Source organism: Paenibacillus tepidiphilus (assembly GCF_008635795.1).
GTDB lineage: Bacteria > Bacillota > Bacilli > Paenibacillales > Paenibacillaceae > Paenibacillus_AQ > Paenibacillus_AQ tepidiphilus.
The window spans coordinates 91,704-106,714 of sequence record NZ_VWRQ01000010.1 but is presented as its reverse complement, the minus strand read 5'-3'; the positions used below and the strand labels follow the sequence as shown (position 1 = coordinate 106,714).

General features: G+C 55.5%; 16 protein-coding genes. 2 read left to right on the top strand and 14 right to left on the bottom strand.

The window, feature by feature from the left end:
- Positions 1-2: 2 nt before the first annotated feature.
- The 4 genes from spoIIAB to F1379_RS14530 all read right to left on the bottom strand — a co-directional run bounded on the left by spoIIAB (position 3) and on the right by F1379_RS14530 (position 2,832).
- Positions 3-455: an anti-sigma F factor gene (gene spoIIAB, locus F1379_RS14545; RefSeq protein WP_420850506.1), complete on the bottom strand. Its 453-nt coding sequence runs from the start codon at positions 453-455 to the stop codon at positions 3-5.
- Positions 455-808 carry an anti-sigma F factor antagonist gene (gene spoIIAA, locus F1379_RS14540; protein WP_150270891.1) on the bottom strand — a complete coding sequence of 118 codons (354 nt, stop codon included), beginning with the start codon at positions 806-808 and terminating at the stop codon, positions 455-457. The genes spoIIAB and spoIIAA overlap by 1 nt, the downstream gene beginning before the upstream one ends.
- A gap of 198 nt (positions 809-1,006) precedes the next feature.
- Positions 1,007-2,197, bottom strand: coding sequence for a D-alanyl-D-alanine carboxypeptidase family protein (locus F1379_RS14535; protein ID WP_150271120.1), 1,191 nt, complete (start codon positions 2,195-2,197; stop codon positions 1,007-1,009).
- A 209-nt stretch (positions 2,198-2,406) separates the two neighbouring features.
- On the bottom strand, positions 2,407-2,832 hold the full coding sequence (locus F1379_RS14530) for a hypothetical protein (protein ID WP_150270889.1): 426 nt from the start codon (positions 2,830-2,832) through the stop codon (positions 2,407-2,409).
- 782 nt (positions 2,833-3,614) lie between these two features.
- Here F1379_RS14530 and F1379_RS14525 point away from each other — a divergent pair.
- Positions 3,615-4,652, top strand: a complete 1,038-nt coding sequence (locus F1379_RS14525) for a serine hydrolase domain-containing protein (RefSeq protein WP_150270887.1) — start codon at positions 3,615-3,617, stop codon at positions 4,650-4,652.
- A gap of 1,266 nt (positions 4,653-5,918) precedes the next feature.
- On the opposite strand, the gene F1379_RS14520 is transcribed toward F1379_RS14525, so the two are convergent.
- The 7 genes from F1379_RS14520 to fur all read right to left on the bottom strand — a co-directional run bounded on the left by F1379_RS14520 (position 5,919) and on the right by fur (position 12,319).
- Complete coding sequence (locus F1379_RS14520; RefSeq protein WP_150270885.1) at positions 5,919-7,250, bottom strand: pyrimidine-nucleoside phosphorylase; 1,332 nt, start codon at positions 7,248-7,250, stop codon at positions 5,919-5,921.
- Entirely contained in the window at positions 7,250-8,110 is an 861-nt protein-coding gene (locus tag F1379_RS14515) for a purine-nucleoside phosphorylase (protein ID WP_150270883.1), read from the bottom strand. The genes F1379_RS14520 and F1379_RS14515 overlap by 1 nt, the downstream gene beginning before the upstream one ends.
- A 50-nt stretch (positions 8,111-8,160) precedes the next feature.
- Entirely contained in the window at positions 8,161-8,985 is an 825-nt protein-coding gene (locus F1379_RS14510; protein WP_150270880.1) for a purine-nucleoside phosphorylase, read from the bottom strand.
- A gap of 31 nt (positions 8,986-9,016) precedes the next feature.
- Positions 9,017-10,195 (bottom strand): phosphopentomutase, encoded by a 1,179-nt coding sequence (deoB, locus tag F1379_RS14505; RefSeq protein WP_150270878.1) that lies wholly within the window; start codon positions 10,193-10,195, stop codon positions 9,017-9,019.
- Between the two features lie 107 nt (positions 10,196-10,302).
- Positions 10,303-11,196, bottom strand: coding sequence for a site-specific tyrosine recombinase XerD (gene xerD, locus F1379_RS14500; protein WP_150271118.1), 894 nt, complete (start codon positions 11,194-11,196; stop codon positions 10,303-10,305).
- Between the two features lie 174 nt (positions 11,197-11,370).
- Complete coding sequence (locus tag F1379_RS14495) at positions 11,371-11,604, bottom strand: DUF4227 family protein (protein WP_150270876.1); 234 nt, start codon at positions 11,602-11,604, stop codon at positions 11,371-11,373.
- A gap of 247 nt (positions 11,605-11,851) precedes the next feature.
- Positions 11,852-12,319 carry a ferric iron uptake transcriptional regulator gene (fur, locus tag F1379_RS14490; protein WP_150270874.1) on the bottom strand — a complete coding sequence of 156 codons (468 nt, stop codon included), beginning with the start codon at positions 12,317-12,319 and terminating at the stop codon, positions 11,852-11,854.
- A gap of 329 nt (positions 12,320-12,648) precedes the next feature.
- On the opposite strand from fur, the gene F1379_RS14485 reads away from it, so the two are divergent.
- On the top strand, positions 12,649-12,873 hold the full coding sequence (locus F1379_RS14485; RefSeq protein ID WP_150270872.1) for a hypothetical protein: 225 nt from the start codon (positions 12,649-12,651) through the stop codon (positions 12,871-12,873).
- Between the two features lie 49 nt (positions 12,874-12,922).
- Here the strand turns inward: F1379_RS14485 and F1379_RS14480 are convergent, their stop codons facing one another.
- From F1379_RS14480 to F1379_RS29765, 3 genes are all read right to left on the bottom strand, one after another.
- Positions 12,923-13,459 carry a GNAT family N-acetyltransferase gene (locus F1379_RS14480; RefSeq protein WP_150270870.1) on the bottom strand — a complete coding sequence of 179 codons (537 nt, stop codon included), beginning with the start codon at positions 13,457-13,459 and terminating at the stop codon, positions 12,923-12,925.
- Between the two features lie 41 nt (positions 13,460-13,500).
- Positions 13,501-14,391, bottom strand: a complete 891-nt coding sequence (locus F1379_RS14475) for a MerR family transcriptional regulator (RefSeq protein ID WP_150270868.1) — start codon at positions 14,389-14,391, stop codon at positions 13,501-13,503.
- A gap of 133 nt (positions 14,392-14,524) precedes the next feature.
- Positions 14,525-14,926, bottom strand: coding sequence for a PucR family transcriptional regulator (locus tag F1379_RS29765; RefSeq protein WP_162551166.1), 402 nt, complete (start codon positions 14,924-14,926; stop codon positions 14,525-14,527).
- Positions 14,927-15,011 lie beyond the last annotated feature (85 nt).

The window sequence follows — 15,011 nt, the reverse complement described above, 5'->3', positions numbered from 1 at the left end:
CCCTAATTGTATAAAGCTTTTTTCGAGACGATAGTCTTCTTCATTGAGATGGAAGTCCCGCGCCCCGGTTCACTGGTAACCTCAAACTCATCCATAAAGCTTTCCATAATCGTAAAGCCCATCCCCGAACGCTCCAGCTCCGGCTTGGAGGTATACAGCGGCTGCTTGGCCAGCTCCAGATCCTCTATACCCTTTCCCTTGTCCTCGATGGTCATGTAGATGGTCTCGTTCTCAATGGAAGCCGAGATACTGACCACCCCTTCGGGATTGCTGTCATAACCGTGAATAATGCAGTTAGTGACCGCCTCCGAGACGACCGTCTTCAGGTCGTTCAGTTCTTCCATGGTCGGGTCCAGCCTGGATACAAAGGACGCCACCACCACGCGTGCAAAAGATTCGTTCTCCGACAGGGCGGCGAACTGGACACTCATGAAGTTACCGGCATCGCTCCTCATCATAATGCAACCTCCAAATTCAAGAGCGCGGCGCTCTCGTCGTCATATAGGGACATGATCTTGAACAGGCCCGACATATCCAGCAGCCGTTTGACCGGTGCGCTGGCGTCGCAGATAGCCATTTTGCCGCCTTTGCTGCGGATGAGCTTGTACCGGCCCAGAATTACGCCAAGACCTGAGCTGTCCATGAACTGCAGGTCTTTCAGGCTGAGAATCAAATGCTCGACCTGTCCCCGCATAATCGCCTCATCCATCTCCATCCGCACCATATCGGCGGCATGATGATCCAGCTCTCCGGCCAGACGCACGATCAGTACCCCCCGGTGATGCTCCATCTCCACATGTGAATTCATGCTTGCCACTCTCCTCTTAGCCTGCTTAGAAAATCTCTTGTTCTAGCTGTTCACCGCTTCAAGGACAAGGTTTCTACGCCGCCGCAGGGGAATCCTGCCCCCCGACAAAACTAGAAGAAAACCCCTAAGAATCAACAGCTGCTTAGGGGGAAATCTACAAAATCTCTGATGTTCGTCTTATTATGTCAAACCACCGGCTTAATCTGTTGTGAACATAGAACCTGTCGTACGCTTGAACAGCTTCCACCAGCCCGCCTTCGCCACATCCTCGCCGGCCTTCAGCTCGTATTCCTTCAGCAGTTCGTTGCCCTGATAGACTACAAGCTTGCCGATGGTCTGGTCCGCGGTGATTGGCGCCTTGAGACTCTTCGGCAGCACCAGTTCATGACGGATGCCCTCCTGGGTAATCCCCTTGCGCAGCAGTACGCTGTAGTTCTCCTTGGCAACAATCGGCAGCTTCGTCTTCATGCCCTTCTCGATATTCAGCATGCCGATGCTGTCCCCCGCCTTGTGAATGGTATGCACCTTGTATTGGCTGAAGAGATAGTCAAACATGCCCGACACCTCGCTGTTGCGCGTCTTGGTATTCGGCTCCCCGAGTACGACGGCAATGGCCCGAAGTCCGTCCCGTGCGGCTGTCGCCGAGAGGCAGAACTTGGCCTCGGAAGTATAGCCCGTCTTGAGGCCGTCTGCTCCGGTGTAGAAGCGCACCAGCTTGTTCGTGTTCACCAGCCAGAACGGCTTCTCCGTATCTTTGCGCAGATAGTCCTGGTAGGCCCCGGTATATTTGATGATCCGGTCGTGCTTGAGCAGCTCGCGGCTGATGACGGCAATGTCATGCGCAGATGAATAGTGGTCCTTCGCCGGCAATCCGTTGCAGTTGGCGAAATGGGTGTCCTTCAGCCCCAAGCCTTCCGCCTTTGCATTCATCATGTCGACAAAAGCGCTCTCCGAGCCGGCAATCTTCTCCGCCATCGCCACCGATGCGTCATTGCCGGAAGCCATGGCGATGCCCTTGAGCATTTCGTCTACCGTCATCTCTTCCCCCGGCTCCAGGAAGATCTGCGACCCGCCCATAGAGGCGGCATATTCGCTCGTCCGTACTTTGTCCGTCAGTTGCAGCCGGCCTTCGTCAATGGCTTCAACGGTGAGCAGCATGGTCATGATCTTGGTAATGCTCGCCGGCGGGAGCTTATCATGGCTGTTCTTTTCATAAATAATGGTGCCGGTGCCCGCATCCATCAGAATGGCGGAGCGGGCGCTCGGGGCAAGTGCGGCAGCGGCGGAGCCGGCATTCGCGGCGTCCTTGCCTTTTTCCTCTGCATAAGCTCCTGAAGCCGCGCCCAGAACCGACACAGCCGTCAGTGCGGCCAGCAGAGCATAACGCATTTTTCTCACAATGGTTCCCCTCCTGAACTTGACCTTTCCCTATCACAGGTACTGTGTTTCAGTGTCGGCAGAAATCGCGTAAATTATTCCATTTTCCACAACGAAATCAGGCCTGACCCTAAAAAAGCTCTCCCCGCGCATCTCAAAGAGATGGCGAAGAGAGCTGCATGTTATACATTGCGAGGAAGGAATTTTGGAAGAAAGAAAGCTTAGCCGCCGATAGCCATTGCAGTGAAGATAACGGGTCCGACAACACGGGCCTGAGCGTTATTGTCCTGGTTCTCTACGATCAGCTGATAGTTTTGCGTACCGGCAGGCGCATTGATGTCTACCATAGTCAGCGAGATCAGCCCCCAGTCGTTGAAAACATTTTCAAGCTCCACCAATCCGTAAAAGATTTCTGAACCTGCCCGCCAGATGCGCACCAGCACATTGGGGGTATCCAGTTGAGCTTCTACACCGATTGTCGCTTTCAGCTCAACCTTATTCGGGAAATGGGCCGGAACAGCGGGATCAATATACACCGAAACTGCAGCGATCTGCACCCCTGCCGGCGAAATCGGAATCGGGATGTTAACGCCGTTAGTGATGGGTGTAACGACATGCGCATTATAATCCAAGAGCGTCTTAACCATACTTTGCTCACTCCTTTTCATAGTGTACTAAATTATATGAATCCTATGAAAAGAGAGCTTGTGCGAATAGAGTGACAGTTTTGCCTAATTATATGGATTCCGCCGTTTGATAGATATGTGCCGATGCGTTCTTGCTGAGGTACTAGCAAACGCATAGCTGCAGGAGCAAGCGGTTAGCAGGTTCAATGTGCGGGGTGGGCAGATCGGGATAAGCGCTGTGGGGATGGCATAACGCGCATCGGTTCGACGAACAGACCGAGACGATTTCTGCAGGAATGGCGTACGGCGCGCCGGCTCGGGAACCAGACAGAAACGATTGCTGCAGGAATGACGTACGGCGCGCCGGCTCGGCAACTATGTTTTAAAGGAGCTAGGTGGATTTCCGCCACTTAATTTGCCAATATGTGTCCCAAAAGCAGCTTTAGATTGATTTCGTCCATCTAATTTTTTCGAAAAACCTCAAAAACACCTGTTTTGGAGCAAACGGCGAAATTTAGTTTGCGATTATCAAACTAAACTGTGTAAACATCCATAAACCGATAAATTAGTGTGCTGAAATCCACTTAGCTCCGCCGGGGCTGGCGACAAGCCTTCTGTTGGTGGTGGGGAATAGCGGAACCTCAGCCGCCTTACTCTCTCTGCATTGTTCGCGGGCACCCTGCACGTATAAAGAACAGTTATAATTAATTTTTCCCAAGGAAAATCATCCCGACTCTAGAATGTATAGATAGGGTTTGAGCCAATCAATCCGAGTTCCTGCAGAAGGGAAGATTCCTCTTTAGATGTCCGCACAATCATTTACTGCCATAATCGAACAAGCAGCAGCCGCAAGCTCCTATTCAGGAACCGTGCTGCTGAAACAGCATGGAGCCCCTTTAGCCGCGCTGTCCTCCGGCTATGCGAGCCTGGCAGACCGGCGGCTGAACCGGATAGATACCCGCTTTGGCCTCGCTTCGGGCGCCAAGCTGCTCACCGCCGTCGCTATCTGCCAGCTGATGGACCAGGGCAAGCTGACCCCGGACAGCAGAGTGCTTGATATTTTGCAGCGGTCCGATTTCCCCCGCTTTGCTCCGGATATTACGGTACATCACCTGCTGACGCATAGCTCGGGAATTCCGGATTATTTTGACGAAGAGACGATGGAGGATTTCAGTGCACTTTGGATAGAACGGCCGATGTACCGTCTGCTGCAGCCCCGGGATTTTCTGCCGATGTTCAGCGGACAGCCGATGAAGTTTGTCCCCGGAGCCCGGTTTCATTACAATAATGCGGGATATATCATGCTTGGCCTGCTGGTTGAGGCCATCAGTGGAGAGAGTTTCGCAGAGTATGTGGAGGGGAGAATTCTGCGTCCCTGCAGGATGGGGCATTCCGGGTATTATACACTGGATGAACTGCCGGAGAACACGGCAACGGGTTATATTGAGGATGAAGCTGGACGCATACGCACCAATATATACTCTATTCCGGTCAAAGGAGGACCCGATGGAGGTGTCTTCGCCTCCGCTCCGGATGTCCTGAGGCTATGGGAGGAATTGATCGGGCAGAGGCTGCTCAGCGCGACAATGACCGCTGCGATGCTGACGCCGCATATTCATGCCGGCGGGGAAGAGTACTACGGCTATGGGGTATGGATCACGAAACGCGGCGGCGAGATTCTCAAGTATCACTTAATGGGCTACGACCCGGGCGTCTCCTTCCATTCCGCCTACTATCCGGGATCAGGGATATCGGTTGCAGCCCTCTGCAACCGCAGCAAAGGCGCCTATAGCATCATCCGTGCCGTGGAAGAAGCGCTTGCTTTGCAGGAAGAAAGCTGACATGGGTATAGTGGTTTCAAGGGCTACTAATTCATGGGGCTACAGTGACCATGGGGTTACTGGTTCTTGGGGTTACTGGTTCTTGGGGTTACTGGTTCGTGGGGCTACAGTGATCATGGGGGTACTGGATCATGGGGGTACTTGGTCATCGGCGTGACTGAGTTCTCGGCATGACGAGGACCATAGTGTTACTAGGATCAGCGGAATACAGGGGTCATGTATTACTGGGTTCTTGGCGTGACTGAGTTCTCATCGTTACTCGGATCATGGCGTTACTCGGATCATGGTATTGGTATATGTAACTCCTGACTTCAAGCACCACTAGTACCTTGGCCCATTCAAATTCCAGAGTATAAGTGGTTTAATCCCCCTCTAGCTTGCTCGGTTGTAAAGTGCCATTGCACCGATTTCTGACCTGGTTGCGTTTCACTTCCCGCGCAGTCACTTCTTGCTGGAGCCGTTCTAAGCAGCCAATTCGGGGATGCAAACACTAACGTACAGGTGAAATTAGAGAGCGATTTTCCACTAACCCTGATAAAGAGCACCAAGAGAACTTTAAGGTACTGTCCTGCTTTTCGTTAGGTTAGCTTGGTTTGTGGATTATGGTCGTTTTTTCGCCTGCGTTTGCCTTATTTACCTTCACGGAAGCTCATTATGGTCGGTTTTTCGACTACAATGGGTCTGTTTTCCTCCACGGCAAGACATTGTGGTCGGTTTTTCGACTACGTTTGCCCTTATTACCTTCACGGAAGCCCATTGTGGTCGTTTTTTCGCCTACAATAGGATGGATTAGCCGGACTGTGCTGTTGCTGTTGGTCGGCCTGTTCACGAGAAGGAGATGTAGGTGCCGACGTCGCCAGCCTTACTCGCAAATAATGGTGCATAGCTACAACAATTTGATGCGGTCAAGGTACTAGCCTCATTTTATTGAGGTTTCATGGCATTATTGTTTTCGAGGCGCTGCTTGCCTCAATGCTTCAACCGTCTGAGTCTTCGCCCTTCGACCGTCTCCAGCGCACATAACAAAGGGGCCCCAAGCAACCATTGATGGCTTGGGAGCCCCTTCTTCTATACCATGATAAGTTTCACGCGGTCCTCACCGCTAACGGACTGAGACGCCATTATTTCGTCCGGATTTAGCCGTGTAACGTACACCCCTATGACAGGCAAAGTGGGCATATACTGGGCTGCACAGTAACGATAGGGTCATCTGAGTCTTTAACGCCCCTGTACCTGTACCCTGCCCTGATCCCAGGTCACTGCCCACTAATAACGGGTAACCCCGTCCTTAGTGACCAGTGCGAACACGAGCGGCTGCGGCGGTACCGGCTGAGCGCTGACGAGGTACGCTTCCCGCACCTTGTCCTGCGCTTCCCGCACCTTCTCCCCGCTTGCCGCATTCACATGCAGCACGGCCAGCGTATCGCCGGCGGCGACGGCATCGCCGACCTTCTTCGCCAGGTGAATCCCGACGGCGAGGTCGATCTGCGATTCCTTCGTCTCCCGGCCTGCTCCGAGCAGCATGGCGGCTATGCCGACGGCTTCGGCCTGAATGCTCTCAATGTAGCCGGATGCCTCCGCCTTCACCTCGATCAAGGTCTTCGCCGCAGGAAGCGTATCCGGCGCTTCCACCTGTGTCACATCTCCGCCCTGCGCAGCTACGATTTGCTTGAACTTCTCCAGCGCGCTGCCGTCGGCCAAATGGCCCTCCAGGATGGCGCGGGCCTCCGCTTCATCCTGCGCCTTGCCGCCCAGCACCAGCATTTGGCTGCCCAGGAACAGGCAGACCTCGCGCAGGTCCTTCGGACCGCCGTCCCGCAGAATCTCGATGCCTTCCTTGATCTCCAGCGCGTTGCCGATGCCGTAGCCCAGCGGCTGGTCCATATCGCTGATGACCGCCACGGTGTTGCGGCCCAGATGCGTGCCGATATCAACCATGGCCTGCGCTAGTGCTATAGAGTCATCCAGCGTCTTCATGAACGCGCCGCTGCCGGTCTTGACGTCCAGCACGATGGCGTCCGCACCGGCGGCAATCTTCTTGCTCATGACCGAGCTGGCAATCAGCGGAATCGACTCCACGGTTGCCGTTACATCGCGCAGCGCGTACAGCTTCTTGTCGGCAGGCGTGATATTGCCCGACTGGCCGATGACTGCCGCGCCGATCTCTCCGACCTGGGCGAAGAATTGCTCGCGGCTCATCTCCACCGAGAAGCCGCTGATCGACTCCAGCTTGTCGAGCGTGCCGCCGGTGTGGCCCAGCCCGCGCCCGGACATTTTGGCGACCGGAACGCCGGCGGAAGCCACTAGCGGAGCCAGTACAACCGTCGTCTTATCGCCCACGCCGCCGGTGGAATGCTTGTCCACTTTGACCCCGGCGATAGGACTGAGATCAACCTGGTCGCCGGACATCGCCATTTCCAGGGTGAGATCGCCGGTCTCCCGCGCATTCATCCCCTGGAAGTAGACGGCCATCGCCCAAGCCGCAATTTGGTAATCCGGTATTTCGCCTCTGCTGTATCCCTGAATCAGAAAAGCGATCTCCTCACGGCTCAGCTCGCCGCCGTCCCGCTTCTTCTGGATCAGATCCACCGCACGCATTAGATCTGCACCTCACGCACGAAGGAACGGACCAATCCGATGAATTTCGGCTTTGTCAGATTGGCGACCTTCACCACCTGCTCATGGGTGAGCGGCTCCAGCTCTTCGCCAATCGCCATGTCGGTGATACAGGTAATGCCCAGCACCCGCAATCTGCTGTGGCTGGCAACAATGACCTCCGGTACGGTGGACATGCCCACCGCGTCCCCGCCGAGGTAAGCCAGCATTTTCAGTTCGGCCGGTGTCTCATAAGTCGGACCGCTGATTCCGGCGTATACGCCTTCCTGCAGCACCAGGCTCTCGCCGTCCACACCCTTGACTCCTTCCGCCAGCTGCTTGGCCAGCGAGATGTACTCGCGGTCATAAGCGGCGGACATGTCAGGGAAGCGCACACCCAGCTCCGGATCATTCGGTCCGATCAGCGGATTGTCGCCGGTCATGTTGAGATGGTCTGTAATGAGCATCAGGTCGCCGGCCTTGAACGCCTTGTTCATACCGCCGCCGGCATTGGTAATGACGAGCGTGCCCACGCCCAGCTTGGCCATTACATAGACCGGCAGCACGACCTTGCGCATCTCGTACCCTTCATAGTAGTGGAAGCGGCCCTGCATTATAATGACATCCTTGCCCTCCAGCTTGCCGATCACGAACCGGCCGGCATGGCCTTCCACTGTGGAACGCGGAAAATGGGGGATTTCTTCATAAGGCAGATATATAGCATCTTCAATCTGGTCGCCGAGATCTCCCAGACCGGAGCCGAGAATCAGACCGATCACGGGGGAGTATGCCCCCAGCTTGCTCTTGATATATTCAGCCGCTTCTTTGACCTGCGTGCCGTAAGGGATAGTTGTTTGAGTCATGGATGGTTCCTCCCGTATTCATTAATTGGATTGCGGTTCTAATGCGCTGCTTACATCTTCGGAATGAACCCAAGCACCAGCTTGAGGAAATGCTCGCGCACCCGCTCCGCCGTCTCCATCACCTCGGCATGGTTCAGCGGCTGATCAAGAATACCTGCCGCCATATTGGTGATGCAGGAAATGCCCAGCACTTCGATGCCGGAATGGCGGGCCACAATCGTCTCCGAGACCGTGGACATGCCTACCGCATCGGCGCCCTGGCGGCGCAGCATGACGATTTCAGCAGGTGTCTCATAGGTTGGTCCCAGAAGTCCGGCGTAAACGCCTTCCTTGAAGGTGTAATTCTGCTCCGCTGCCGCTTCCTTCGCTGCCGCAATCAGGCGCGGGCTGTAAGCGGTGGACATATCCGGGAAGCGGACGCCGAGCGCATTGTCGTTCGGTCCGATCAGCGGATTGCGTCCGGTCAGATTGAGATGGTCAGTAATCAGCATCAGATCGCCGGGTGTGAAGTCCGTGTTCACTCCGCCTGCAGCATTGGTAACCAGCAGGCTGGTTACGCCAAGCTCCTTCATTACACGCACAGGGAAGGCCGTCGTTTCCGGGCCATACCCTTCGTACATATGGAAGCGGCCCTTCATCATCACTACACGGCGTCCTTCAATCAGGCCGATCAGCAGTTCGCCTTCATGTCCTTCGACCGTAGACACGGGAAAATGGGGGATTTCATGATAAGGGATCACCACCGCATCGGTGATCAGATCGGCCAGTACGCCCAGACCGGAACCGAGAATCAGTCCGATTTCCGGGGCAACGGTACATTTATCCTTGATATATACAGCAGCTTCCTGAATATTCTTCTGTGTTACAATGCTCACTTTGATAGGCCTCCTCTATTTTGCCGCTAATTTATTGAAGCTCTGACAAGAAGCTCGTTCCGTACTGCGGAGCCTTGGCGCCGAAATTATCAGCGATCGTCGCTGCCACATCGGAGAAGGTTGCCCGGATGCCAAGGTTACCCGTCTGCTTAAACCGCGGACTGTATACCAGGAGGGGCACATATTCGCGGGTATGGTCGGTTCCGCTGTGAATCGGGTCGTTGCCGTGATCTGCGGAAATAATCAGCAGATCGTCCTCGCCAAGCGTGGAGATCAGCTCCGGCAGCGCCTGATCGAAGACTTCCAGCGCCCGTCCGTAGCCTTCCGGATCGCGGCGGTGCCCGTACAGGGAATCGAAATCGACGAGATTGGTGAACAGCAGCCCTTCAAACGGCTTGCGCAGCTCGGCAATCGTGACTTCAATGCCATGCTCGTTGCTCTTTGTGGGATAACTGGCGGTAACGCCTTCGCCGGTAAAGATGTCGTTGATTTTGCCGACAGCGATGACGTCTTTGCCTGCATCCTCCAGCGCGTTCATCACCGTCGGCTGCGGCGGCTTCACTGCATAATCATGACGGTTCGGCGTCCGGGTGAAATGGCCGGGCTGTCCGACATACGGTCGGGCAATGACCCGGCCGACGGAGAACTCCGGCGCCATGGTCAGCTCGCGGGCGATATGGCAGGCCCGGTACAGCTCCTCCAGCGGGATGACTTCCTCATGGGCCGCAAGCTGGAACACGCTGTCCGCAGAAGTGTAGACGATCCAGGCTCCGGTCTTCATCTGCTCTTCACCGTATTCCACCAGAATCTCCGTGCCGGAAGCCGGCTTGTTGCCGATGACCTTGCGCCCGGTAGCTTCCTCGAACTTCGCAATCAGTTCAGCCGGGAAGCCGTCCGGATAGACATTGAACGGGGTCTCAATCTTCAGGCCCATCAGCTCCCAGTGTCCGGTCATCGTGTCCTTGCCGACGGAGACCTCCTGCATTTTGCCATAATAGGCGGCAGGCTCGTCCACCGGCTGCAGCGGAGGCAGCGGAGCAATATTGGCCAGACCCAGCCGCTGCAGATTCGGCAGCTGAAGACCCGGAACGCGCTCCAGAATATGGCCCAGCGTATGGGAGCCCTTGTCTCCGAAGCTTTCTGCATCGGGGGCTTCACCGATACCCACGCTGTCAAGCACTATAAATCCGATTCGTTTAAATGAGGACATTATCCCTCTCACTCCTTCATCCTGTATATGCTCATGTTCAAAGGGGATATCCCTTCCATATTTCCATCATACCCATAATCATCTTGAAAAGCATCTTTCACGGCCGGTTACCTGGCGCGCGGATGGAAATTCTCATAGACTTCCTTCATGTTGCGCCGGGCAATGCCGCTGTATACCTGTGTCGTGGAAATATCGGCATGGCCCAGCATCTGCTGAACAGAACGCAGATCGGCACCGCCCTCCAGCAGATGCGCCGCGAAGGAATGCCGGAGCGTATGCGGCGTTATATCCTCCGCAATACCGGCTTCCCGTGCATACTTCTTGATGATCTTCCAGAAGCCCTGACGCGTCAGGCGTCCCCCGAGACTGTTCAGGAACAGCGCCGGCTCGTCCGCATGGCCCCGCAGCAGCTTATCCCGCATGCCTGCGAGATAACCGGCGACACACTCCGCCGCGATATTGCCGATCGGCACGACCCGTTCTTTGCCGGACGCTCCGCTGCAGCGGGCAAATTTCAGTCCGGTCTGCACATCCCCGATATCCAGCGAGATCAGCTCAGACACCCGGATACCGGTGGCATACAGCAGCTCAAGCATCGCTTTGTCGCGGTTGCCCGGCGGGGTCGTTACATCCGGAGCGGCAAGCAGCCGCTCGATATCCTCGATGCTCAGCACCATCGGCGGCTTCTTGCTCGGCTTGATCGCTTCCATATCCAGCGTCGGGTCTTGGGCGATTACACGCTCTCTCAGCATATAATGAAAAAAAGCGCGCAGCGACACCGTTGTCCGGTTAACCGTGGCTGCAGCCCTGCCTGCTTTCCGCAGCTCTCCCAGATACAACTGGATATGTGCCCGCCTGATATCCTCCGGAGCACACAGCCCCTTCTCTCCGGCAAAATCAAGGAATTGCGATACATCACGGCCGTAAGACTCCAGTGTGCTGGAGGACAAGCCTTTATCACTGGACAAGTACTGCATAAACGGCTGCAATTGTGATTTTATCTGTTCAGTCATTTGTTCACGCTCCCGTCTTCCTCAGGCTACCTACTCCTTTGCAGCATACGGGCTTAACAAACGCAGGCTTTCGGCAGATCGCCCGGCAGTGCCCAGGCAGCCATCCGTCATAGCTTCATTTCGACAGACTAACGGCAGCTTCCTGCTTTTTGGGCCGCTGCACTATTCGCCGAGCCAGTAATAGAGCCGCAGGCGTTCGCCCGGACTCAGCTTATCCTCTGCGGTGTAACCATTCTGAAACGCCCGGACCGCCGTCCCTTCCGGGATTTCACCCGGACCTGAAGGATTCAGCCAAAGGCCGATCCAGCTCAGAACATAGTAAACCAGGCAGCTGACGGCAACCATCAATGTCATGAAATACAGCCGGCGCACCGTTTTGGGAACAGAAATAATCAAGGCAGGACCTCCCCGTTTATCATATAGGTGTACAAGCAGCGCTTCTGCAGCATGTGACCCGTCCTACACGATATGCCCAGGGGAAATCAGATATGTATGAGACTTAAGCAGCGTATCTGGTACAGAAAAAAGCTGTGCCGCCCTTCTCAGGACGGCAGCCGGTCATCTATGCTTTCTGATCCGTTAAAAAACTCCCTCCGGCATACGGCCGGGGAGAGTTAGTGCGGTTATCCTATAAATAGTGCGCTTATTCCGGCGACTGGCCTTCCGCGCTGTTCTTATCCTTGCAACGGTGGCATATGCCGTGAAAATCCAGTCTGTGATCCAGCACCGTAAAATTAAATTCCTGCTCCAGACGCTCTTCGAGCGGCCCGAGCCAATCCTCACGGATCTCATCCATAGTGCCGCATTGTACGCAGATCAAATGATGATGATGATGCTTCGCGGTATCCGTCCGCAGATCATAACGGGCAACGCCGTCGCCGAAGTTGATTTTCTCCACAACATGCAGCTCGCTAAGCAGTTCCAAGGTCCGGTACACCGTGGCGAGACCAATCTCGGGGGCCTTTTCTTTTACAAGCATAAATACATCTTCGGCGCTTAAATGATCCTCTTCGTTCTCCAGCAATACCCGCAAGGTTGCTTCGCGCTGGGGCGTCAGCTTATACCCTTGGGATTGCAGCTGCTGCTTGATTTTGTCTATCCGGGCTTCCACCTGTCTCCCCCCTTCACAACTTCCCGCACCGTATGCGAAAAACGGAATTCTGTCCTTTCAGCAAGGACAATCCAACCTCCCGCACAAAACCGCTCCCTCCATTATAGGTGGAGTCGCTTTGAGAAGTCAAACGCTTTTAGGCAGATGCGGAACACGTAAAAATGAAGATAAACAGCATGACCCGTCTCATAGCGCCCCCCGCCAGCCACGCGGTATACTGCTCCAAAAGGCCAGGAACCTGTGGGTAAGCTCCACTATTATACTATTAATAGAAACCATCTGTTCGCCGCAGGTTCATCCCGGGCCTTAAGCCGCGAGGAGGGACACCTATGCAAGAGCTTCGTTTACAAAAACAAACCCGCGTGGTCAGCTTCAGAGTCGCTGAGGAGGCGGGGGAATTTATCGTCTTCGATATGTCGATGTCCGGTCCGGTGCGCCAGCGCACCTGTTACAGCGGAACCGACTTCAGCGAAGCCTGGAACGCCGTGGAAGCCATACTGGGCAGCACCGCCGTTCCGGCGGAGCTGCAGAAATTTGCAGTGTTCGTGCAGTAATCGGGCAAGCGGTCCCCGCATGGGGACCGCCTCCCTATCCGAACCGCTTCTATCCGATAACTTGGTACATACTTACATATTGCTTGGCGCATACAAAGGTAAATCCGGATTTCTCGAGGACCCTCCGGGAAGCCCGGTTCTCATGCTCCGCACTGCCGGTAAGGATAGGCTCTGCTCCAAGCTCGCGCAGCCTCATCAGCCCCCAGCGTACTGCCGCAATTGCCGCTTCGGTAGCATATCCCCTGCATTGATAAGCTTCGCCTATGCCGTATCCGATCTCCACATGCTCCAGCTCTTCTTCCGGTCCATGAAATTTGTTCAGCGATACCGTACCGATCAGTTCTCCTGTCTCTTTCAAATACACCCCGGAGTCAAAAGCTTCACGGAGCAGATGGATTTCCCGCCTGCTCTTCTCCTGCATCTCCTCGATTTCCCGTGCGGCTGACTCCAGGGTCGGCGGGTCCTGGAAATAGAACCACTGCCGGTAAGAAGCTTCATTGCGCAGGCGCACATAGGTCTCCAGATCTTCCCGCCGCAAGGGTTGGTAGTCCAGGCGTTCACTGGTCAACGTACTGGCTCTCAGCATCTTTTGTTCCTCCTGATATGCAAATGGTCACGATTAGCGTTTCACCCGCGCTGCAGCAGATGCCACAGTTCCATCTCCGGATTGACGGGAAGCTCCATCCGCTCCTCCCGGTATATCTCGGCCGTCAGCGTCTCTGCCGGAGCATACGGTGATTGCGGCAGCCATTCGTCGTACAAATAGCCGTACGCCCCTTCAAGCGCAGCTCCCGTGAGGGTCTCCCGGTCCCCGGCCCGAAAGCTCACCCTCGCATATAAGCCCGCCGGGAGCGTATAGCCGCGCATGCCCTCGGGAATTTCGCCGGGAGCCCTCACCTGCACACCCATCAAGTAGGTGCCTGAGCTCAAATCCGCTTCACATTCACATACCAGACCGAGATTTACCGCCGGAACGGCAGGATTGGCAATCAAGCCGGCCTCTTCGTTGCCGAAGAAATTGCCGATGAGCTCGTCGATTAGCCGCTGCTTCTCCGCTTGCTTGGCATACGGCACACGCGCTGCCCGGCCGACAACGAACAGAGGCTGCCTAAGCTCGAAGGTATCCGCGCGGTAGACTATGGCAGGCGGAACCGATGCCGATATGGGAACATAGGGCTCCTGCCCAGCTCCGACTCGCGCCTGCAGCGCATGCAGTTCGCTTCTGATCTCATGCAGCAGCTGCTTTTCAGCCTGCAGTGCGGCAAGCTGCATCTGGACAGGCTCAATCCATTGCTCCGCGCCGGCATCGAGCATTACCCTGATATCCTCCAGGGAAAAGCGCAGCCTGCGCAGATACAGGATGTGCCGCATCCGCTCATGCTGCGCCTCTTTATAGAATGAATAGCCGTTACCGGAATCCGTCTCTGCCGGGACCAGGAGACCGATTTCTTTATAATGCCTTAGCGTCTTCTTGGAGACCCGGTGTAATTGTGCGAATTGTCCAATCGTAACGCGCATTTCATCACCTCAAGAAGAGCATAGCCCATGCCCTTGGGGCACAGTCAAGGAACAATATTATATAGGGGCTTCGGTCTAAACAAATCAAGCCCGCCATCCAGAGCTGAGATCTGAATGGCGGGCTTACGGTGCCTTATCGCCGGGCTGCCCCCGGCTTCACGCTTCCCTGCGGCCGCTCACCTAGAGCCGTCTCCCCCGGCTCCAGCAGCCTGCGAAACAGGAAGACCAGGCTCAGCAGCAGCAGGTTCTCGGCTTCCCGGAGCGGCATGCCGAGCAGCCGCTCCAGCTTCTCCAGGCGATACGCTGCCGTGTTGCGGTGAATATACAGCCTTGCGGACATTTCATTCATCTGGCCGCTGCAGGATACGAAGGTCTCCAGCGTAAGCAGCAGCTCCGGATCGCAGGCGTCTCCCGCCAGCAGGCCGCCGAGATAGCGGTCGACGTATTGCCGCATCTGCTCGCGGGAGATTCCTTGGACGAACAACAGGAAGTCTTCTTGTACGGCGGACAATCTGCCGGCTGATGCCGTTATCATCGTTATCCCTCCTTGGAATGAAGCCGCACGGGTAGAGGTAGATCGGAAGCACGAGATCGGTAGCGGTAGATCGGTAGTGGCACCG

Excerpts from the sequence above, each read along its gene's own strand:
- spoIIAB (WP_420850506.1), bottom strand. The coding sequence starts at position 455 with ATGAGGAGCGATGCCGGTAACTTCATGAGTGTCCAGTTCGCCGCCCTG.
- spoIIAA (WP_150270891.1), bottom strand. The coding sequence starts at position 808 with ATGAATTCACATGTGGAGATGGAGCATCACCGGGGGGTACTGATCGTG.
- F1379_RS14535 (WP_150271120.1), bottom strand. The coding sequence starts at position 2,197 with ATGCGTTATGCTCTGCTGGCCGCACTGACGGCTGTGTCGGTTCTGGGC.
- F1379_RS14530 (WP_150270889.1), bottom strand. The coding sequence starts at position 2,832 with ATGGTTAAGACGCTCTTGGATTATAATGCGCATGTCGTTACACCCATC.
- F1379_RS14525 (WP_150270887.1), top strand. The coding sequence starts at position 3,615 with ATGTCCGCACAATCATTTACTGCCATAATCGAACAAGCAGCAGCCGCA.
- F1379_RS14520 (WP_150270885.1), bottom strand. The coding sequence starts at position 7,250 with ATGCGTGCGGTGGATCTGATCCAGAAGAAGCGGGACGGCGGCGAGCTG.
- F1379_RS14515 (WP_150270883.1), bottom strand. The coding sequence starts at position 8,110 with ATGACTCAAACAACTATCCCTTACGGCACGCAGGTCAAAGAAGCGGCT.
- deoB (WP_150270878.1), bottom strand. The coding sequence starts at position 10,195 with ATGTCCTCATTTAAACGAATCGGATTTATAGTGCTTGACAGCGTGGGT.
- F1379_RS14485 (WP_150270872.1), top strand. The coding sequence starts at position 12,649 with ATGCAAGAGCTTCGTTTACAAAAACAAACCCGCGTGGTCAGCTTCAGA.
- F1379_RS14480 (WP_150270870.1), bottom strand. The coding sequence starts at position 13,459 with ATGCTGAGAGCCAGTACGTTGACCAGTGAACGCCTGGACTACCAACCC.
- F1379_RS14475 (WP_150270868.1), bottom strand. The coding sequence starts at position 14,391 with ATGCGCGTTACGATTGGACAATTCGCACAATTACACCGGGTCTCCAAG.
- F1379_RS29765 (WP_162551166.1), bottom strand. The coding sequence starts at position 14,926 with ATGATAACGGCATCAGCCGGCAGATTGTCCGCCGTACAAGAAGACTTC.